The sequence below is a fragment of the Pseudomonas sp. QTF5 genome, assembly GCF_000512695.2.
In the GTDB taxonomy this organism is placed as follows: Bacteria; Pseudomonadota; Gammaproteobacteria; order Pseudomonadales; family Pseudomonadaceae; genus Aquipseudomonas.
The window spans coordinates 66310-85606 of record NZ_AZRW02000015.1 but is presented as its reverse complement, the minus strand read 5'-3'; the positions used below and the strand labels follow the sequence as shown (position 1 = coordinate 85606).

The following is a 19297-nucleotide window of genomic DNA, read 5'->3' as shown; positions in this document are numbered from 1 at the left end:
TTTTACGGTTTTGTGTGGATCTTGTGCGCGCGGGGATTCAGCCTGAGGTTGATCGCAGCTAACGCTTATAAATTATTAACGGAGCATGCCTGGGGGCATTGCTTCTTGGGGGATTGATGGATCTTTGGACGGCCTTTCAGGCATTGATTTTAGGCGTTGTAGAAGGGTTGACGGAGTTCTTGCCCATTTCCAGTACCGGGCACCAGATCATTGTGGCCGACTTGCTCAATTTCGGCGGCGAGCGGGCCATGGCCTTCAACATCATCATTCAGCTCGGCGCGATCCTGGCGGTGGTCTGGGAGTTTCGCCGCAAGATCTTCGACGTGGTCATCGGTTTGCCGACACAACCCAGCGCTCGACGCTTCACCGCAAACCTGTTGATCGCTTTCCTGCCGGCGGTAGTGTTGGGGGTGATTTTCGCCGATCTGATTCACGAGTACCTGTTCAACCCGATTACTGTGGCTACCGCATTGGTCGTGGGCGGGATCGTCATGTTGTGGGCTGAACGCCGTCAGCATGAAGTGCATGCTGAAAGTGTCGACGACATCACCTGGAAGGACGCCCTGAAAGTCGGCTTCGCCCAGTGCCTGGCGATGATTCCGGGGACCTCGCGTTCCGGCTCGACGATCATTGGCGGTTTGCTGTTCGGGTTGTCGCGCAAGACGGCCACCGAGTTCTCGTTCTTCCTCGCCATGCCGACCATGGTCGGCGCGGCAGTGTACTCGGGCTACAAATACCGCAACCTGTTTGTGCCGGCTGATTTCCCGGTGTTCGCCATTGGCTTCGTCACTGCGTTTATCTTTGCGATGATCGCCGTCCGGGCCTTGCTGATATTCATTGCCAGCCACAGCTACGCGACATTCGCCTGGTATCGCATCGCGTTCGGTCTGGTGATTCTGGCCACTTGGCAATTCGGCTGGGTCGACTGGACAGCGGTCAAACCATGAGTGACTCCGCCACACGCCACAACCCCGGGCGCAAGTCCGGGGGAGCCATTCAAAACCTGCGGCTGAAACTGCTGGTGTTCGTTGTGCTGTGCGCAGTGCCGTTGTTTGGCTCGGTGTCGCTGTGGCTGCGCGGGGTGTCGGTGATTCCCCTGGCGGCCTACGGCATCGTCAGCGTGCTGGCGTTTTTCCTGTACTGGAGTGATAAGCACAAGGCCCGCGCCGACAGCTGGCGCACGCCGGAGAACGTCTTGCACGCGGTGGAGCTGGCGGGTGGTTGGCCGGGTGCCTTGCTGGCCCAGCAAGCGTTTCGGCACAAGACCCGCAAAGTCTCGTTTCAGTTGGTGTTCTGGCTCATCGTGCTGATGCATCAGGTGTTCTGGATCGATCAGCTGTTTCTGGGCGCGAACCTGTTTGCGTTGTTTTAACGCACTTTAAAGCAGCAAGCCGACCTGCGTGCGCTTGGGCAACTTGCTCACCACCAATTGGTGGGAACGTTGTAGCAAGCCTTGCAGTTCTTCGGTGCCCAGCGGGTAGGGCGTTTCCATGATGACCCACTGGGCCCGGGCCAGATACGGTGCCGGCTGAATGCCCGGCCGGTCGCAATGGCCCAGGAACAGGTCCTTGTCGACCTTGAAGGCCAGGGACTGTCCCCGCAGGTTCTGCAAGGCGAACATCTTGTTCCCGGCAATCGAAAACACCCGCACGCCACCCCACTTGTAATCCTCCCGCGCGCCGGGCAATGCCAGGCAGTATTGCGCGACGTCCTCTTCGCTCATTAATCCCGCTTTCATAACAGTCTGTCCCCACAAGCATTGAATGATTCGATCAAATGGTCTATCCAGGCGCGCACCGCCGGCATCACCCCGCGTCGATGAGGGTAGACGGCCTGCAGCCAGCCGCCCGGCAATGACCAGTCGGGCAGCAGTTGCACCAGCTCGCCGTTTTTCAGCTCCTGCTCGCAATGCATCATCGGCAACATGGTAAAGCCCTGGCCGCTCAGGGTGCAGGCTTTGCGTACGATGAAATCATCGCAGCCCAATCGTGCTTCGAGGCTCACGTCGTAGCTTTTACCTGTTTGATCAAGCATGCGAATGTGCACCATGCGATCGGCTTCCAGAGCGCCGAGCACGGACAGGTTTTTCAGGTCTTCGGGATGATTGATTTCACGGCCGAGCAGAAATGCGGGGCTGGCAACCATCAGCATCTGGGCCTGACGCAGGCGGCGGGTAACCAGCAATGGATCTTCATCACCCAGATCCCGCACTCTCAAGGCGACGTCGACGCCCTCGTTGATCAGGTCAACCCGACGGTTGAGCAGCATGACTTCCAGCTGAACCTGAGGGAATTTCTCCAGGAAGTTATTGATCACCCCAGGCAGAATTTCGTGGGCCAACCCCACGGGGCTGGACACTCGCAAGCGCCCACGGGGCTCGCTCGACATGCTGGCCACCGCTTCGTCGGCCATCTCGGCCTCCAGCAGCATCGCCTGACAATGGCGCAAGTAACGCTCGCCCACGGCGGTCAGATTGAGTTGGCGGGTGGTGCGTTGCAGCAGGCGCGCGCCCAGGCGTTCTTCCAGCTCGGCGATGCGTCGCGACAACCGCGACTTGGGAATCCCCAGCAAACGCCCGGCCGCCGCAAAGCCACCGGCTTCGACCACTTTGGCGAAGTAGTAGAGGTCGTTGAGGTCTTGCATGGTATTAAACTCGATTGTTCTATCAGTGGGACGAACTATCGCATTGTTACCGACTAATCATCTATTGGTTTCGTCGATAGGATTGTCTCCATCAGATCGCCGGTGGCGATCCTCACCTTGGAGATCCCACATGAAATTACTGCATATCGATTCGAGTATTCTGGGTGACAACTCGGCTTCCCGTCAGTTGAGCGGCGAAGTCGTCAAAACCTGGCAAGCCGCCGAGCCTGGTGTTGTGGTGACTTACCGCGACCTGGCCGCCGATGCCATCAGCCATTTCTCCGCCACCACCCTGGTCGCCGCCGGCACCGCCGCTGAACTGCGCAACGCCGCGCAACAGCACGAAGCCGATTTGAGCGCGCAGGCCCTGGCCGAATTCCTCGCCGCCGATGCGGTCGTGATTGCCGCGCCGATGTACAACTTCTCCATCCCGACCCAACTCAAGGCCTGGATCGACCGCATCGCTGTGGTCGGTCAGACTTTCCGCTACACCGAAGCCGGCCCTGAAGGCCTGTGCGGCGGCAAGAAAGTGGTGATCGTCTCGACTGCCGGTGGTCTGCATGCCGGTCAAGTGACCGGTGTTGCACACGAAGACTATCTGAAGGTGCTGTTCGGCTTCATCGGCATCACCGACATCGAATTCGTCCGCGCCCATGGCCTGGCCTACGGTGATGAAGTGCGCACCAAAGCCATGAGCGACGCTCAGACGCACATCAGCGAGCAATTGTTCGCCGCCGCGTAAGGCTTGCGTAAAGACGTCAAACAGCTCGGGCAATACCCCTGAAACTCTGTATTCTGGTCATCGTGATGGTCAGGTACGGAGTTTTTTGTTTCTGGCGGTTATCCGTTTCTGGCCCAGGTTATGCAGTCGAGGGCTGACATCTGCGGTCAGGTAACAGGGTGGGGGCTCCCATGGTGCGTCTTTGTGCAACGCTACTGATTTGCCTGCTCGGCAGTCTGAGTTTGGTGCATGCCGCTTCTGCGCCGCATCCTCACCGGAGTGTCGGTTTCCATGAGATGACGTTCCTCGATCCGCTGGATTTGCAGCCGATGCGTGCCATCGCCTTTTACCCGTCCAGTGAAAAGGAACATTCCAGCACGCTCGAGGGCTACACGGTCGAAGCCGGTGAAGACACCAAAGTCGCCATCGGACGTTTCCCGATGCTGATGCTGTCCCACGGCAACACCGGAACCCCGCTGGCCCTGCACGACCTCGCCACCTCATTGGCACGCAAGGGCTTTGTGGTGGTGGCGGTGATCCATCCAGGCGACAACTCCAAAGACCACAGCCGTCTCGGCACCTTGAGCAACCTTTATGGTCGGCCGATCCAGATTTCCGAAGCCATTACCGCGACACTGAGCGACCGGATGCTCGCGCCCTTCGTCAATGCCGAGCAGGTCGGGGTGATTGGTTATTCGGCGGGCGGTGAGACCGCGTTAATCCTGTCCGGCGCCACCCCGGATCTGAATCGTCTGCGCCGTTATTGCCAGGAACGTCCGGATGACCACGATGCCTGCAACACTCAAGGCGAACTGATCGTCGATCGTGATGACTTGCAGCCCGTGGCGGACCCGCGCGTGCATGCCTTGTTGCTGATGGCGCCGCTGAGTCTGAAGTTCGGCCGCCATACCCTGGCCGACGTGCATGTGCCGGTGCTGCTATACAGCGGCGATGGCGACAAACTGGTGGCGTTCGACAAAAACGCCGCAGCGCTTGCGCGCAAACTGCCGACCGCACCGGACTTCAAATTGCTGGCCGGGGCGGGGCACTTCGTATTCCTGGCGCCCTGCAACGAAGAACAGTTCGCCGCCATGCCGGCACTCTGCACCGACGCCGACGGCGTAGACCGCAAGGACATTCACCGCAACATGATTTCCGAAGCCGGACGGTTCTTCGCCCATGCGCTGGGCAAGCCCACCCGCGCCGGCATGCAAACCGCGGATCAATAAATTCCCCGCAACCCCTGCAGGAGCGAGCTTGCTCGCGAGAGCGGTCTGACAGGCGACTAATATGTTGAATGTCCTGCCGCTATCGCGAGCAGGCTCGCTCCCACAGGGGATTGAAGGTGTCAGGCCATTGCGCGGCGCTTCAGTAACAAGGTCAACGCCAGTCCGCTTATCGACAACAACGCCGCACTAAAGAAAATCCACGAATACCCCAGGTTCAATGCCACCGCGCCCTATGGGGGGGGGGGCTCTTCGCGGGCAAGCCTCGCTTCTACAAGGTCTGCGCATAACCCGTAGGAGCGAGCCTTGCCCGCGAAGGTGTCAGCACCAAAGCATCCCTTGGCCCGGAAATGCAAAAAGCCCCGTCACCAGGACAGGGCTTTCAATTGAAGCTTGCAGCCGTCTTACATCAACACACCCTGACTACGCAGGTAATCGTCATAGGTGCCGCTGAAGTCGATCACGCCATCGGCGCTCAATTCGATGATGCGGGTGGCCAGGGACGATACGAACTCACGGTCGTGGCTGACGAAGATCAGCGTGCCCGGGTAGTTCTCCAGCGCCAGGTTCAGCGCCTCGATGGATTCCATGTCCAAGTGGTTGGTCGGTTCGTCCATGATCAAAACGTTCGGCTTTTGCAGAATCAGCTTGCCGAACAGCATGCGACCTTGCTCACCACCGGAGATGACCTTGACCGACTTGAGGATCTCGTCGTTGGAGAACAGCATGCGGCCGAGGGTGCCGCGAACCAGTTGCTCGCCGCCCTGGGTCCACTGACCCATCCAGTCGAACAGGTTGCAGTCGTCTTCGAAGTCGTGAGCGTGGTCCTGGGCGTAGTAGCCCAGTTCGGCGGCGTCGGTCCATTTCACGGTACCGGCATCCGGAGTCAATTCGTTGACCAGGGTGCGCAGCAGGGTGGTTTTACCGATACCGTTCGGGCCGATGATCGCCACGCGCTCGCCGGCTTCAACCTGGAAGCTGAAGTCCTTGAACAGGGTCTTGCCGTCGAAGCCTTTGGCCATGCGCTCGACGATGACCGCCTGGCGGTGCAGCTTCTTGGTCTGTTCGAAACGGATGAACGGGCTCACACGGCTCGAAGGCTTGACCTCGGCCAGCTGGATCTTGTCGATCGCCTTGGCGCGGGAAGTGGCCTGCTTGGCTTTCGAGGCGTTGGCCGAGAAGCGGCTGACGAACGATTGCAGCTCGGAAATCTGCGCCTTCTTCTTGGCGTTGTCCGACAGCAGTTGCTCGCGGGACTGGGTCGCCACGGTCATGTACTCGTCGTAGTTGCCCGGGAACAGGCGCAGCTCGCCGTAGTCCAGGTCAGCCATGTGGGTGCACACGCTGTTCAGGAAGTGACGGTCGTGGGAGATGATGATCATCAAGCTGGAGCGCTGGGTCAGAACGTTTTCCAGCCAGCGGATGGTGTTGATGTCCAGGTGGTTGGTCGGTTCGTCGAGCAACAGCACTTCAGGATCGGAGAACAGTGCCTGCGCCAGCAACACGCGCAGTTTCCAGCCCGGAGACACTTCACTCATCGGGCCGAAGTGCTGCTCGATGCCGATGCCCAGGCCCAACAGCAATTCACCGGCGCGGGATTCGGCGGTGTAGCCGTCCATTTCGGCGAATTCGGTTTCCAGCTCGGCCACGGCCATGCCGTCTTCTTCGGTCATTTCCGGCAGCGAGTAGATGCGGTCGCGCTCGGCCTTGACCTTCCACAGCTCTTCGTGGCCCATGATCACGGTGTCGATCACGGTAAATTCTTCGTAGGCGAACTGGTCCTGGCGCAATTTACCCAGACGCACGTTCGGCTCGAGCATGACCTGGCCGCCGGACGGCTCGAGGTCACTACCGAGGATTTTCATGAAGGTCGACTTGCCGCAACCGTTGGCGCCGATCAGGCCGTAGCGGTTACCGGCGCCGAATTTGACCGAAACGTTTTCGAATAGCGGCTTGGCGCCGAACTGCATCGTGATGTTAGCTGTGGAGATCAATTACTTTACCTATCAATGGGTTGCGAGCTGCGCATTGGGCGCTTGGGCCATTCCTGGGACATTCTGGAGTTTCTCTCCATCTCTTCCCAGTCACCGCTAGTGTTCAACCAGCGCGCATAAGTCGAGTGCAGCATCTGGACGCTGTGTCCAAGCTGTTGGGCAATAAAGGCGGGATTCATGCCAGACATTGCGCATATTGTCGCATAAGTGTGACGGCAGTTGTACGGTGGGCGATAACGTGTCGCCCCCATCTTCAAGGTGTGGCCCCGGTTTGCTTAGAACCGGGGGCTGGCTGATGGCTTGGCTCATCCTGGAGAGCGGGTAAACGTAAGGGAACGCACCTCAATGTTATTTTTGTTCAGTGTTGTGTGCGGGACACTTGGCATGGCTCTGGGTAAAGTCGGCAACGCTTGCCCGGCCAGGTGTGTCTCAGATGGATTGCTGAATGGCCAGCACTTGGTCAGGGTGGGCACCTATTCAGATTCCTCTCCCTGTGTCGCGCATGGCGGCAAAAGGTGGAGGAGGGGACTATTCTTCTTCGTCAGGGCCTGGGTATTCCGGGTGCGCTGGCGGTTCGCAGACACTCTCCCTGGTTCTCGCCCAAGACGCGCTCCTCACCCGCCATTCCCCCGGCAAGCTGTGAGTGGATTAGCGAGTTATGCTGGATAGCAGGCAACAGGTTTAATGGAAGAAACTTTAAAGGAGAGCGTGCTATGGATAAGGCGTTTCGAAATCCGATTTTTCTGACTGGGCTGCCAATGGCTATCTGCGGTCTCGCTATCACTGCGCCTGGTCTATGGATTCCCGGCTTGAGTTTAATGGTGGTCGGCTGGGCAAAGGGGAATAAACGAGCTTGACGGTATCAGTGCATGCAGGCGTTGTTGAAGGGGAAAGAAGGTTGCCGTCAAAACTTCTCAAGCGAGGATCGTTCGGTCAACATCTCGCTAGACAGCTCTCCAGAGGAGGCCAGAAAGTTGGCTCCGAAATCAGTGCCATCGTCGAATATCACGATATGGCTTTTGCGCAAGGCTGGACCGTGCAGATCACCTCTCCCGGCAGTGACAATGAAGTTGTCGCCATCTGCCCACTGTAAAAAGTCTGGCTTTGCCACACGCTGAACGGCATGCGGCAAGCCGGCGACTGACCAGGTCGAGACTCAGAGCAAGTAACCAGCGGCTTGTCCGAGGTGGTTGTCCTGCCCTCCAGTGATAAGGTGCAGTGGAATGTGTTGTTCATCAATGGATGGGATTTCGAAACTTCCCACTATTTGAAGGTGTCGCTCACTCAGTCCGGTCGACTCTTCTTCTTTTGCCTTAGCCATTCTCGCGTGGTTCGCTGCGATTTCATTGAGAGTTGACACGTTACATCTCCGGTGACTGACCAAGCGTATCGCTGGAGTCCTTAATGTTAATTTAATTGCCGCCGCGTCAGAATTACGTCGTTCTGGGGCTGCTGCGTCCGGCTTCTGCAAAGCCTAAGCCAGACAGGGTTGCGTATTGCCCACCAGGTTTTCATATGCGACGAATGGTGGTGTGGCAGGAGGCTACTATCGGGAGAGCGGCTCACGTTAGATGACTGTCCGACCCGCGCTGCTTATTGCGTGGAGGCATTTTCACAGTTGAAGGTTAACCATTGATTACAAAGTATGGCTAAAATGCCATCTTTCAACCGATGCCGACCGTCGGTATGGCTCAAGGACGCGCCATCGGGACACAGTTTTGTTCACTTCTGACGTGTGACGATTTTCGTGAAACTTATCATTGCTGCTATCTATGTCATCTCCATCGCGTATGTTCACTTGCGCGGAAAAGTGCGCCACAAATTAGGCCGCCAATTAAGCGACCACTCGACGTTTCTGGCGCCGATCAATTGCTTCCTTTATCTGTTCTCGAAAACGCCCAATAAGCCTTACCTCAATCCGGCGGACTTTCCCGACCTGAGCCCTTTGCAGGCTCATTGGGAAGAGATTCGCGCTGAAGGCCAGAATCTGCTCAAGGCCGGGGAGATCAAGCGTTCGAATCAATACGATGACGTTGGTTTCAACTCGTTTTTCAAAAGTGGCTGGAAGCGTTTTTATCTCAAGTGGTACGGCGACAGCCACCCGTCGGCCGCAAAGCTTTGCCCGCGCACGACTGAACTGGTGCAAAGCATCGGCTCGATCAAGGCAGCGATGTTCGCCGAACTGCCGCCGGGTTCGAAGCTGGTCCGTCACCGCGATCCGTATGCCGGTTCGTACCGTTATCACTTGGGGCTGGAAACGCCGAACGATGCAGGTTGCTACATCAACGTCGACGGCGAGAACTACCATTGGCGCGATGGCGAGGCGGTGATGTTCGATGAGACCTTCATTCATTACGCCGAAAACACTACCGCGCAGAACCGCATCATCCTGTTCTGTGACATTGAGCGGCCGATGAAATATCGTTGGGCGGCAGCGTTCAACCGCTGGTTCAGCCGTACGGTGATGGCGGCGGCGGGCGCGCCGAACGATGCCGGCGACAAGGTCGGTGGTATCAACCGATTGTTCGCCAAAATCTACACGATTCGCCTGCGCGGCAAAGCGCTCAAGAAGCGCAACCGCACTCGCTACTACCTGGAGAAGTGGGCGGTTTTTGGTGGGTTGCTGGCGATTTTTGTTTTGATCTGAATTTAGCGGTGTGGCGCATGACGCCTTCGCGAGCAAGCCCGCTCCCGCATTGGTCCTGTGATCGACACAGATCCAATGTGGGAGCGGGCTTGCTCGCGAAGAGGCCGGTATTTCCACCGCATAACATTATGGATGTCCCAGAAGTTGGTCAGCCGCTCGACCGTTTCGTGGTTTTTTTCTCCGCGGTAGATTTGGCTTTGGTGGCCGGTTTACTGGCCGTTTTACCGCCGCCCTTGCCACCAAGACTGCGTTTGAGCAGTTCGGTCAGATCGATAACATCGGCGGTTTTACGCACCTCTTCACCCGTCGCCGTTTCGACATCTTCGATCTTGCCTTCATTCACCTTCTTCTCCACCAGTGCCATGATCTTGTCTTCGAAGCTGTCGCGGTACTCTTCGGGAGTCCAGTCGGCACTCATGTCCTCCACCAGCCGTTTGGCCATCTCCAGCTCACCTTTGGCCAGATCCGGCTTGGTCACTTCACTGCCCAGCTCCAATTGATCAAGGCTGCGCACTTCAGCGGGCCAGCGCAGCATCACCAGCATCATGGCTGATTCCAGCGGCATGAGGGCCGCCAAGTGCTGGCGCGAATGCAACACGACGCGGGCCAGGGCGACCTTATCGGTTTTACTCAGAGTTTCGCGCAACAGCGCATAGACCTTGCCACCGCGTTTGTCCGGCGCCAAGTAGTAGGGCGTGTCGATGTTTTGCAGGGGGATCTGCTCGCTGCCGACAAAGGCAAAAATGTCGATGGTCTGGGTCGACAGTGGATGAGCCGAGCGAATCTCCTCTTCACTGAGCACCACGTAACGTCCCTTTTCGTACTCGATCCCTTTGACGATGTGCTCTTGGGTGACTTCCTTGCCGGTGACCTTGTTGATGCGCTTGTAGCCGACCGGGTCCATGCTGCGGCTGTCGAGCCAGTTGAAATCAATCCCGCGCGAAGACGTCGCCGATACCAGCGCCACGGGGATGTGCACCAGACCGAAACTGATTGCGCCTTTCCAGATTGCCCGTGCCATCGTCGTGCTCTCGTCAGTCGATTGATGTTCAGGTGACCTGTGACCAAGGGCAAAAGTTTCAGTCGGTGGCGGCCCGGTCCTGCGGGCGGATCGGTGGCGGAGTCAACTCGTGTTACATCTTCTGAAAGAGGTTTTAGTTAACAAAACCGGACCCTGGGCGTAGCGTGGCTCTATTCATCCATGAAGCATGGCACGCTCATTTAGAGAGGTCCCCATGAACCGATGTGTGCTCGGCGTCATCGCACTGGCATTGAGTGGTGTGCTAAGCCCTTTGGCTCTGGCAGACGCCGCATCCTCGTCCTCGTCCTCGCAGCTGGCGCAGAATCTGCCGGGCAGCACCAATAACAACCCTTACAACAGCCCGATTCGCCGGGCCAATCCCAACAGCATGCAAGGCACGCAACCCAACATTCCGGTGATCCGCGGGCCAAACACGGTGCCTGTGCCACGGCCGCCAACGCTCGATAACGGCGGTGTCGGCAATCGCTATCCGCAAGATCGACAGGCTCCCACCAGCCAACCGAAGTTCATTCCCAACCCACCGCCCCGGGATTCGGACCGCAACTACCGTTGAACGGCAGGACAGAGGTCTTGCCAACCATTTTGACGACAAAAGGAATCGTGCATGCTGCGTAAAACCCTCCTGGCCACTTTCTGTGCCAGCGCGTTATTTACAATCACTGCACCCGTTTTCGCGGCGCCGACACAGGATATAAAAAGCGAGCAGGGCACCCTTGAGCTCACGCCGATCGTTAAAGGCCTGGAACATCCCTGGGCGCTGGCGTTTCTGCCCGATCGCCAAGGGATGCTGGTGACCGAGCGGCCCGGCAACCTACGGGTCATCAGCGCCGACGGCAAACTCTCGGCCCCGCTCAGTGGCGTGCCTCAGGTCTGGGCCAAGGGCCAGGGCGGGTTGCTCGACGTGGTGTTGTCGCCCGACTTCAAGCAAGACCGCATGGTCTATCTGTCTTACGCCGAAGGGGGCGGTGAGGGTGGCAAGGCCGGCACGGCGGTCGGCCGCGGACGGTTGTCGGAAGACCTGACGGCCATCAAGGATTTCAACGTGATCTTCCGCCAGGAGCCCAAGCTCTCGGTCGGCAATCACTTCGGCTCGCGACTGGTGTTCGACCGCGACGGTTATCTGTTCATCACCTTGGGCGAGAACAACGACCGGCCCACGGCGCAGGACCTCGACAAGCTCCAAGGCAAGGTCGTGCGGCTCTACCCGGATGGCAAGGTGCCGAAGGACAATCCCTTTGTCGGGCAAAAAGGCGTTCGCCCGGAAATCTGGTCCTACGGCCAACGCAACCCGCAAGGCGCAGCACTCAACCCCTGGAGCGGCACGCTCTGGGAAAATGAGCACGGCCCCCGGGGCGGTGACGAGATCAACATCATCGAACGAGGCAAGAACTACGGCTGGCCGCTGGCAACCCACGGAATCAACTATTCTGGCCTGCCGATTCCGGAAGCCAAGGGCGAAACCCCCGAAGGCACCGTGGGCCCGCACCATGTCTGGGAAAAATCCCCGGGCCTCAGCGGCATGACCTTCTACGATGGCGACCGCTTCAAGGCCTGGCAGCACAACGTGTTTATCGGTGCGCTGGTGAGTCAGGAACTGATTCGCCTGCAGTTCGAAGGCGACAAAGTCGTTCACGAAGAGCGGTTGTTGGGTGAGCTCAACAAACGGATTCGCGATGTGCGGCAGGGGCCGGATGGTTATTTGTATGTACTGACCGATGAAGATGACGGGGTGCTGTACAAGCTTGGTCTGAAGTAATCGCATAACCTGTGGCGAGGGGGCTTGTCGGAACGCCGCATCGCCCCGTTCGGCTGCGCAGCAGTCATAAAATCGGCAAACGCCGTACGCCTGAAAGAATGAGGTCGCAGGTTTAGCGCCGCTTCGCAACGCAACGGGGGCAAGCCCCCTCGCCACAATGGGTCGCACCCGTTTACTCACTCGCTGCGATAGAGAATCACCGCAGCCCGCAGCTTGCCTCGCCCAAAACTGCACATTTTGTCGAATTCCCCATGGCTGACCGGTAAGTGCTGGCAGTCCATCGGCTGACGATGCTGGCTGTGATCCACATCCGGATCGTGCAGGTAGACGAACTCTTCATCGCAATCGGTGACGATCACCCAATGCGGCGCCTTGGAACGGGTCAGGCGATAGCTGCTGATCAATACCAATGGCTGTCCGCCATCGTGCAGTAACCGTGGCAGATCCAGTGGCCCGCCGATCATTCGTTCCACATCGGTGGCTTGCAACTGCGCCGTGAACGCCTCGTGTACCAGGCGCATTACGTCTTTTTTATGCGCATCGCGCACACCGTCGAGAAACAGCGGCCCGGCCATGCTCAGTTGCAGCCGCACCCGAAAGCCACGCCGCCACGCTGCCAGCGCCAGACCTTGAGGGCTGCAGCCACCGTGGCCAGACGTCATGAACACAGTGGTCGCCTCGCGCCAGATTTGCAGTTCTTCACCGCGCTCCAGCGCTCGATCGTCTTGCAGCGCGCCCATGGCCATCAGCAGGCAGGCCGGGCCACAGGTGAACTCGGTGGTCTGCGGGTAGTAAGGCACCTTGATGTTGCGTGAATCGCGGTGCTGGAGGATACGTTTTTCCAATCGCAGCGCATCCGCATGGTCCTGGTAATAGTCGTGAATCAGCGCGAAACGCCGGTAGCCGTTGCGCTCATACAGAGCAATCGCTGTCGGATTGTCGATGCGCACTTCCAGCCGCAGGTAGGCGCAGTCATGCTCAATGGCGCAGGCCTCGACACGTTCGAGCAATTGCTTGCCCAGTCCACTGCCGCGAGCATCAAGGGCTATCGCAATCGAGTATAGGCGCGCCAATGAAGTGCCCCGGTGAAACAGCACCACCGCATAGCCCACTAATTGCTCGCCACGTTGGGCCACCAGCAGTTGCCCGTGAGCCCGAGAGATCATCCATTGAAAACTGCGACTGTTGAGCCGGTCCGTGGTGAAACATTGCTGTTCGAGAGCCAGCAGTGCCGGTATGTCTTCAACTACCGCCAAGCGAAAAACAGGTTTCATATAACCGCCGTAAAAGTTGCGTAACGAAACGGGACTTTCGAAAAAGTTCGTGCTTAATAGGAAAGGTCTTGTTCTTCAATGGATCAATCACTATGTCAGCGGTACAAGGTCATTGGCGCGAAGTATCTGAGCAAAAATTGCCAACAGCAATAACTTCTGAAAACTATTTAAATAGCTCGATCAGAACTTCCAGCCATTTGATGATCATCGTCGAACGCAAGGAAGACTGGGCCTCCTACTTTCCCAGTGAAGACATCGTCACCGCCCAGGAATACCTCGAACAGACCCGCGACAACGAGCAGGGCAAACGGGTTCAGGTGATCAACCTGTGCCGCAGCTACAAGTACCTCGGGCACGGTTATTACTGCTCGCTGTTGGCCGAAGCGCGGGGGCACAAGGTTATTCCGTCGGTGCGGACCATCAGCGAACTGACCCGAAAATCCCTGTATGGCCTGGCCCTGGATGATCTGGATAAAACCCTGGAAAAGGCCCTCAGCAATCACCTTTACAGCGATACCGAAGGTTTTACCCTGACACTGTACTTCGGCAAAACCTCTATCGAGCCATTACAGGATCTGGCTCGACAGTTGTTCGAGGTTTTTCCTTGTCCGATATTGCTAGTTGAGTTTCGTCGAACTAACGGTTGGCACATCGAAGGTGTAAAGTTTGGCGCCTTGCATAAATTGCGTGAAGATCAGGAAGATCAGTTCGCTAATGCGCTCGACAGTTTCAGTCGCAAGATCTGGCGCATGCCGCGCTCCAGGCGATTGGCCCGTTATGACTTGGCCATTCTGCACGATCCGCAAGAAGCATTGCCGCCCTCCAATCCCAAGGCTTTGGACAACTTCGTCAGGGTCGGCAAGACACTAGGCATCGACGTCGAGCTGATTGAACGCAAGGACTACGCCCGAATCGCCGAATACGACGGGCTCCTGATCCGCGAGACAACGAGCGTCGACAACCATACCTACCGCTTCGCCAAAAAAGCCGAGAGCGAAGGCTTGGTGGTGATGGACGACCCGGCGTCGATCCTGCGCTGCACCAACAAGGTTTATCTGACTGATTTGCTCAAGAGCCATCAGCTGGGCATGCCCGCCACTGAAATCCTCTACAAGGAACGACCGGAAGATTTCGAGCGGGTAGGCGAGCGTCTGGGGTTTCCACTGGTGCTGAAGATACCGGACGGTTGTTTCTCAAAGGGCGTCATCAAGGTCGAAAGCCAGCAAGCCTTGCTCGAGGCGACTGCCGAACTGTTCGAGCACTCGGTGTTGCTGCTGGCCCAGGAATTCTTCTACACCGAATACGACTGGCGCATTGGCGTGCTCAACCGCAAACCGATCTTTGCCTGCCAGTACTTCATGTCCAAGGGCCATTGGCAGATCTACAACCACAAAGCCAAAGGCCAGGACATCAACGGCGAATGCCGCACCCTGGCGGTTCACGAGGCGCCGCGAGCGGTGGTTGAACTGGCGGTGAAAACCGCGAATCTCATCGGCGACGGCCTCTACGGCGTCGACCTCAAACAGTCCGGCGACAAAGTGGTGGTGATCGAAGTCAACGACAACCCGAACATGGACGCCGGCATCGAAGACGCCTATTTGCAGGACGATTTGTATTCCTTGGTGTTGGAAGAGTTTGTCCGTCGGCTGGAGCTCAAACGCCGCGGCCAGGCCTGGTGAGCGGCCGATGATCAAGAGCTTTGAATTGAGCCACGGCGCCCTGCAAGCGGTCGAACGGCTAGACGCCGACGTGATGCTATTCAGTAACCCCGATGCGGCCGAACGGGATCTGTTGCACAGCCATTTCAAGCTCGATGAACACGCTCTGGCCTCGGCCCTGGACCCCGACGAGGTGTCGCGCATCGAGTTCCACCCCGACAACTTGTTCCTGATCTGGAAGCGTCCGGAAAACTACTCCGGCGGCGGCAGCCTGGCTTTCGAAGTGTCGTCCTGCGGTTTGCTGTTTTCCCCGGGGCGTCTGCTGGTGATCGCCACCGACGACTCGCCGCTCGGCGGCCTCGGCACGCGGCAGTCACTGAAGACGCCACTGGATGTGTTGCTCGACCTGTTGTTCAACAACATTCACCACTACCTGGGGCACCTCAAGGTGATCAAGATGGTTGCCCGGGAGTTGCAACAAAAATCCAATGCCTCGATGCAGAACCAGCATCTGATCCAGATGTTCAACCTCAGCGAAAGCCTGATCTATTACATCAACGCCATTCACAGCAACGGCGCGGTCCTGACCCGGCTGCGTAATCATGCGGCGAAGGAACACTTCAGCGCTGAAGCCATTGGTTTGATCGACGACCTGATCATCGAGAACAACCAGTGCTACAAGCAGGCGGAAATCTACTCCACGGTGTTCTCCGGGCTGATCGACGCGCGCGGCAACCTGATGAACAACAGCATGAACAACCTGCTGCGCAAACTGACGTTGATCAACGTGGTGTTTCTGCCGTTGAACCTGGTTGCGAGCATTGGCGGCATGTCCGAGTTCAGCATGATGACCGCCGGCACGCCGTGGTGGATTTCCTATCCGCTGTTTCTGACGGTGATGATGCTGGGGGCGGGAGTGATGGTGATCGGCCTCAAGCGCCTGGCGAAGTGACTTTGGCAGCTGTCAGATCGCCTTCGCGAGCAAGCCCGCTCCCACATTTAATCTCTGGTGTTCACAAATTATGTGTTCACAGAAGAGCTAATGTGGGAGCGGGCTTGCTCGCGAAAGCAATCTCAACAGCACAACAACTCCTGGATCAGACCTCTTGAGCTGCGCTGACGGAGTTTTTCCGCTCCTGAAGCCCCCGCACCACCAGATACAACAACGGCCCGACAGACACAAAAATCGCCGTCACCAACAGATAGGGAACCACCGACAATCCCGACTGCCCACGCTTGCGCGCATCCTTGTACATCCAGATACCGGCAAGGGTCGCCAATAGGTACAAATCGATCACCACCTGCGCGGTATCGGGCCGTGACATCAGGCTGATGCCGAAGTCGAGCAACGACTGCTCGGCCTGCAGCATCACCGAAACGGTGTAGCCGGCGAAGGCGATCAGGGCGATGAGGGGCACAGTGACAGACTTCATGGTTTCCTTCCTTGGACAATGAACAGAATCGCCAGCCTACAGCGGCTCTTGAAAATTGGCCATTGACTTGCCATCAGCGTCCGGCTAATTTCCAGCCATGACTTCCACCGTATTGCGCTGCCAGCCAAGCATTATTACCGCCATTCCTTATCTGGCGGGCTAGCTCACGACTGCAGCACCCAACCCGCCCTAGAGGCGGGTTTTTACTTTCTGTCTCTTAGGGTTTTGAGCCTGCCGGGCGCACGCAACCCGTGTAGGAGCTGCCGCGTTAACCCGGATACCGTAAAGGAGACGACCATGAGCAGCACCCCTACCCAGCAGAGCTTGCTTGAGCACTACGTGAAAAAAATCCTCGCCGCGCCGGTGTACGAACTCGCCGTGCGCACGCCGTTGCAAGCCGCACCGGCCTTGTCCGAGGCATTGGGCAATCAGATCCTGCTCAAGCGCGAAGACTTGCAACCGACCTTTTCCTTCAAGATCCGCGGCGCCTACAACAAACTAGTGAACCTGAGCGATGAACAAAAGGCCCGTGGCGTGATCACGGCCTCAGCGGGTAATCATGCCCAAGGCGTAGCGTTGGCAGCGCGCGAGCTGGGGATTGCCGCCACCATCGTCATGCCCTGCACAACACCGGAATTGAAGGTGATGGGTGTCCGCAGCCGGGGAGCCGATGCGGTGCTGCATGGCGAGAGTTTTCCATTTGCCCTGGAGTACGCGCTGAGCCTGGCACGGCAAACCGGGCGCACCTTGGTCTCGCCCTTCGACGACCCGGACGTGATCGCGGGGCAGGGCACCGTCGCCATGGAAATCCTGCGCCAACACCAAGGGCCGCTGGACGCGATCTTCATTCCAGTGGGCGGTGGGGGCTTGATCGCCGGTATTGCCGCGTACGTCAAATACCTGCGCCCTGAAATCCGCATCATCGGCGTCGAGTCGGAACATTCCGCTTGTTTACAGGCTGCATTACAGGCCGGTGAACGGGTTGTGCTGCCAACCGTCGGCACTTTCGCCGATGGCGTGGCCGTCGCCCAGATCGGCGCCCATGGTTTCGAGGTCTGCCGGTTTTGCGTCGATGAAGTGCTGACCGTCAGCAACGATGAACTCTGCGCCGCGATCAAGAACATCTACGACGATACCCGCTCGATCACCGAACCTTCCGGCGCACTGGCCGTGGCCGGGATCAAGCAGTACGTGGCACGAACCGGCGCCCGGGGTCAGACCTTGGTGGCCATTGATTCCGGCGCGAATATCAATTTCGACAGTTTGCGGCATGTGGCCGAGCGCGCCGCGTTGAGCGGCGTGTCGGCGTGAGGGCTGGACCGATTATTCCTGAACCGCTTTCTCGACATGCTTCGACGCCGACCAGATCCGATAACGCACTTCGACGTCTTTGGGCACGTAGAGCACGATCGGCAACTTGCTGTTGTAACGCAGCCTGAAGCCGTCACCAACCACTGGTACGAAGTCCTTTTTGCTCTTGCTGTCGGGGCACGCCATCCGCGTACTCATCGGGCCGATGACGTTTTCCAGCCGGTAATACGGGTAACCCCACCCCTCAAGACTCTTTTCCTCAAGCATGCCGCCCAGGCGCTGACGGTTGCAGTCGACGGTCAGGGTCTTGCCGGCCAGAATTTCGACTTCATAACCATCTTCCTGTTGTTGCGGGGTGAGGTGAATGACCTGGCGGGTAAAACCGCTCTCGGGCTGAGGATACGGCGCGATGTCTTCGAGGGTTGCGGCGTGGGTTACGGACGACAAAACGGCAACTATCAGCCCGACGGTCGTATTAAGCGGCAAAGCACCCATGATGCCTCCTTGCGTGTGTGGGGTCAGTGGATACTGAATGGATGGGCCGCATTCTCACTGCCGTCCTCACCCAATGCAAACCCGCCATCGGCGGTGTTTGCAAAATGCAGGTCTTGAAACAGTCCTTTCTTGCATTTTGCATGACGCGATGTGTTGCCATTCACCCTAAAATCCTGATTTGCCGACGAGGCGCAGAGCGAAATTCTGGGCATGTTTTATGCTGTAGCTGTCTTGAGCTGGCCACGATTCCTACTGAGTCAGCGCTGAAACAGGAAAGCGGTTGGACGTTGGAACACTTTGGCCCCCCACGGAAGAGAAGCAACGGGCGATTTTAGCTCCGACCGACATTGATTTTGATTGGCAATCTCACAAACCGAGAGGGTGGTCATGTTTCTTTCTGCCTTGGAACTACGCAATATCATTGAGAGCAGTTTTCTCCCGAAACGCTGTCAATGCACGCTGTCGCCGGACCTGTCGATGACCGTCAAGGTGTACTCGGATCGCGAAACGGATCATCTCGATTTGTTCGTCACCGGCATAGACGCCCAGCGCCTCAATGGTTGTAGGGAGATAAAAGAGCTGCTCGTCGGGTTGCGTTCGGACCTTGAACATCACGTTATCGAGCATCCGTACAGCTCAAAGTCAAAGGCCCATTAGCCGGCCGTTTCACCCAGTTCGACCGACACGCGCCGGGTCTGGATAAACCCCAGTCCCAGTGCTAATTCCACCAGGATCGCCAGCAAAATACCCGGCCCGGCATGGCCGTTGAGCCATTCGCCAAAGCCCAGTGCTGCCAACCCGAAACACCCCACCATAAAGCCGCTGCACATCGCGTTTCGCGCCGCCGAGGGCGGTGCCTGCCGCACGAGATAAAACATCACCCCCAACGCGCCGAACAGCACCGCACTGCGCCTGGCGACAAAACCCGCCGCGGACGAATACTCGATACTCCAGATCGCCAGCAACGATTGCGGCATCAAACCCCAGACCAGCGCCAGCAAAAAACAAAGCGCGGCGGTGAATGTCGACAGCGTGCGAAACGAGAACTGCATGGCGAATCCTTTCGGCAGTGAGGGAGACGCCAGAGCATAGCGTCA

Annotated in this window: 20 protein-coding genes and 1 pseudogene; 12 read left to right on the top strand and 9 right to left on the bottom strand. The window is 57.9% G+C overall.

Annotated elements, in window-relative coordinates:
* Nucleotides 1-116 precede the first annotated feature (116 nt).
* Together IC37_RS14360 and IC37_RS14355 are read left to right on the top strand one after the other, a co-directional pair.
* The gene (locus IC37_RS14360) at nucleotides 117-947 is read left to right on the top strand and encodes an undecaprenyl-diphosphate phosphatase (RefSeq protein WP_030130296.1); all 831 of its coding nucleotides are present in this window, start codon (nucleotides 117-119) and stop codon (nucleotides 945-947) included.
* A complete protein-coding gene (locus tag IC37_RS14355) occupies nucleotides 944-1372 on the top strand; it encodes a DUF1294 domain-containing protein (RefSeq protein ID WP_030130295.1) in 429 nt (142 codons plus the stop codon). The genes IC37_RS14360 and IC37_RS14355 overlap by 4 nt, the downstream gene beginning before the upstream one ends.
* Nucleotides 1373-1378: 6 nt before the next feature.
* On the opposite strand, the gene IC37_RS14350 is transcribed toward IC37_RS14355, so the two are convergent.
* Together IC37_RS14350 and IC37_RS14345 are read right to left on the bottom strand one after the other, a co-directional pair.
* Entirely contained in the window at nucleotides 1379-1738 is a 360-nt protein-coding gene (locus tag IC37_RS14350; protein ID WP_030130294.1) for an MmcQ/YjbR family DNA-binding protein, read from the bottom strand.
* The gene (locus IC37_RS14345) at nucleotides 1735-2643 is read right to left on the bottom strand and encodes a LysR substrate-binding domain-containing protein (protein ID WP_030130293.1); all 909 of its coding nucleotides are present in this window, start codon (nucleotides 2641-2643) and stop codon (nucleotides 1735-1737) included. Before IC37_RS14345 ends, IC37_RS14350 begins: the two co-directional genes overlap by 4 nt.
* Nucleotides 2644-2773: 130 nt before the next feature.
* On the opposite strand from IC37_RS14345, the gene IC37_RS14340 reads away from it, so the two are divergent.
* Nucleotides 2774-3385 (top strand): FMN-dependent NADH-azoreductase, encoded by a 612-nt coding sequence (locus tag IC37_RS14340; RefSeq protein WP_030130292.1) that lies wholly within the window; start codon nucleotides 2774-2776, stop codon nucleotides 3383-3385.
* A gap of 170 nt (nucleotides 3386-3555) precedes the next feature.
* Entirely contained in the window at nucleotides 3556-4593 is a 1038-nt protein-coding gene (locus IC37_RS14335) for a dienelactone hydrolase (protein ID WP_030130291.1), read from the top strand.
* A gap of 401 nt (nucleotides 4594-4994) precedes the next feature.
* On the opposite strand, the gene IC37_RS14330 is transcribed toward IC37_RS14335, so the two are convergent.
* The gene (locus tag IC37_RS14330; protein ID WP_081729336.1) at nucleotides 4995-6584 is read right to left on the bottom strand and encodes an ABC-F family ATPase; all 1590 of its coding nucleotides are present in this window, start codon (nucleotides 6582-6584) and stop codon (nucleotides 4995-4997) included.
* A gap of 853 nt (nucleotides 6585-7437) precedes the next feature.
* On the opposite strand from IC37_RS14330, the gene IC37_RS14320 reads away from it, so the two are divergent.
* Nucleotides 7438-7677: a hypothetical protein gene (locus IC37_RS14320; protein WP_256580737.1), complete on the top strand. Its 240-nt coding sequence runs from the start codon at nucleotides 7438-7440 to the stop codon at nucleotides 7675-7677.
* A 63-nt stretch (nucleotides 7678-7740) separates the two neighbouring features.
* Here IC37_RS14320 and IC37_RS14315 read toward each other — a convergent pair whose 3' ends face one another.
* Nucleotides 7741-7944, bottom strand: coding sequence for a hypothetical protein (locus IC37_RS14315; RefSeq protein ID WP_030130289.1), 204 nt, complete (start codon nucleotides 7942-7944; stop codon nucleotides 7741-7743).
* 387 nt (nucleotides 7945-8331) lie between these two features.
* Between IC37_RS14315 and lpxO the strand changes: the two genes are divergently transcribed.
* Nucleotides 8332-9231, top strand: a complete 900-nt coding sequence (lpxO, locus tag IC37_RS14310) for a lipid A hydroxylase LpxO (protein WP_030130288.1) — start codon at nucleotides 8332-8334, stop codon at nucleotides 9229-9231.
* 148 nt (nucleotides 9232-9379) lie between these two features.
* Here the strand turns inward: lpxO and IC37_RS14305 are convergent, their stop codons facing one another.
* Nucleotides 9380-10252 carry a Ku protein gene (locus IC37_RS14305; RefSeq protein WP_030130287.1) on the bottom strand — a complete coding sequence of 291 codons (873 nt, stop codon included), beginning with the start codon at nucleotides 10250-10252 and terminating at the stop codon, nucleotides 9380-9382.
* A 214-nt stretch (nucleotides 10253-10466) separates the two neighbouring features.
* On the opposite strand from IC37_RS14305, the gene IC37_RS14300 reads away from it, so the two are divergent.
* Both IC37_RS14300 and IC37_RS14295 read left to right on the top strand, forming a co-directional pair.
* Complete coding sequence (locus IC37_RS14300; RefSeq protein ID WP_030130286.1) at nucleotides 10467-10826, top strand: hypothetical protein; 360 nt, start codon at nucleotides 10467-10469, stop codon at nucleotides 10824-10826.
* 51 nt (nucleotides 10827-10877) lie between these two features.
* A complete protein-coding gene (locus IC37_RS14295) occupies nucleotides 10878-12029 on the top strand; it encodes a PQQ-dependent sugar dehydrogenase (RefSeq protein WP_030130285.1) in 1152 nt (383 codons plus the stop codon).
* A gap of 176 nt (nucleotides 12030-12205) precedes the next feature.
* On the opposite strand, the gene rimI is transcribed toward IC37_RS14295, so the two are convergent.
* Nucleotides 12206-13303, bottom strand: a complete 1098-nt coding sequence (gene rimI / locus IC37_RS14290) for a ribosomal protein S18-alanine N-acetyltransferase (RefSeq protein ID WP_030130284.1) — start codon at nucleotides 13301-13303, stop codon at nucleotides 12206-12208.
* 200 nt (nucleotides 13304-13503) lie between these two features.
* Here rimI and IC37_RS14285 point away from each other — a divergent pair, with 200 nt between their 5' ends.
* Both IC37_RS14285 and IC37_RS14280 read left to right on the top strand, forming a co-directional pair.
* Entirely contained in the window at nucleotides 13504-14982 is a 1479-nt protein-coding gene (locus IC37_RS14285; RefSeq protein ID WP_177409399.1) for a RimK family protein, read from the top strand.
* Nucleotides 14983-14989: 7 nt separating this feature from the next.
* Nucleotides 14990-15913, top strand: coding sequence for a magnesium transporter CorA family protein (locus IC37_RS14280; RefSeq protein ID WP_030130282.1), 924 nt, complete (start codon nucleotides 14990-14992; stop codon nucleotides 15911-15913).
* 145 nt (nucleotides 15914-16058) lie between these two features.
* Here IC37_RS14280 and IC37_RS14275 read toward each other — a convergent pair whose 3' ends face one another.
* On the bottom strand, nucleotides 16059-16394 hold the full coding sequence (locus IC37_RS14275) for a DUF2834 domain-containing protein (RefSeq protein ID WP_030130281.1): 336 nt from the start codon (nucleotides 16392-16394) through the stop codon (nucleotides 16059-16061).
* 297 nt (nucleotides 16395-16691) lie between these two features.
* Here IC37_RS14275 and ilvA point away from each other — a divergent pair.
* A pseudogene (ilvA, locus tag IC37_RS14270) lies at nucleotides 16692-17687 on the top strand (threonine ammonia-lyase, biosynthetic); the annotation flags it as partial.
* A gap of 30 nt (nucleotides 17688-17717) precedes the next feature.
* On the opposite strand, the gene eco reads toward ilvA, so the two are convergent.
* On the bottom strand, nucleotides 17718-18200 hold the full coding sequence (gene eco, locus IC37_RS14265) for a serine protease inhibitor ecotin (RefSeq protein WP_030130279.1): 483 nt from the start codon (nucleotides 18198-18200) through the stop codon (nucleotides 17718-17720).
* A gap of 387 nt (nucleotides 18201-18587) precedes the next feature.
* On the opposite strand from eco, the gene IC37_RS14260 reads away from it, so the two are divergent.
* Complete coding sequence (locus tag IC37_RS14260) at nucleotides 18588-18857, top strand: DUF1652 domain-containing protein (protein WP_081729334.1); 270 nt, start codon at nucleotides 18588-18590, stop codon at nucleotides 18855-18857.
* Here the strand turns inward: IC37_RS14260 and IC37_RS14255 are convergent.
* Nucleotides 18854-19252, bottom strand: a complete 399-nt coding sequence (locus IC37_RS14255) for a hypothetical protein (RefSeq protein WP_030130277.1) — start codon at nucleotides 19250-19252, stop codon at nucleotides 18854-18856. The two genes, IC37_RS14260 and IC37_RS14255, sit on opposite strands and share 4 nt — an antisense overlap.
* Nucleotides 19253-19297 lie beyond the last annotated feature (45 nt).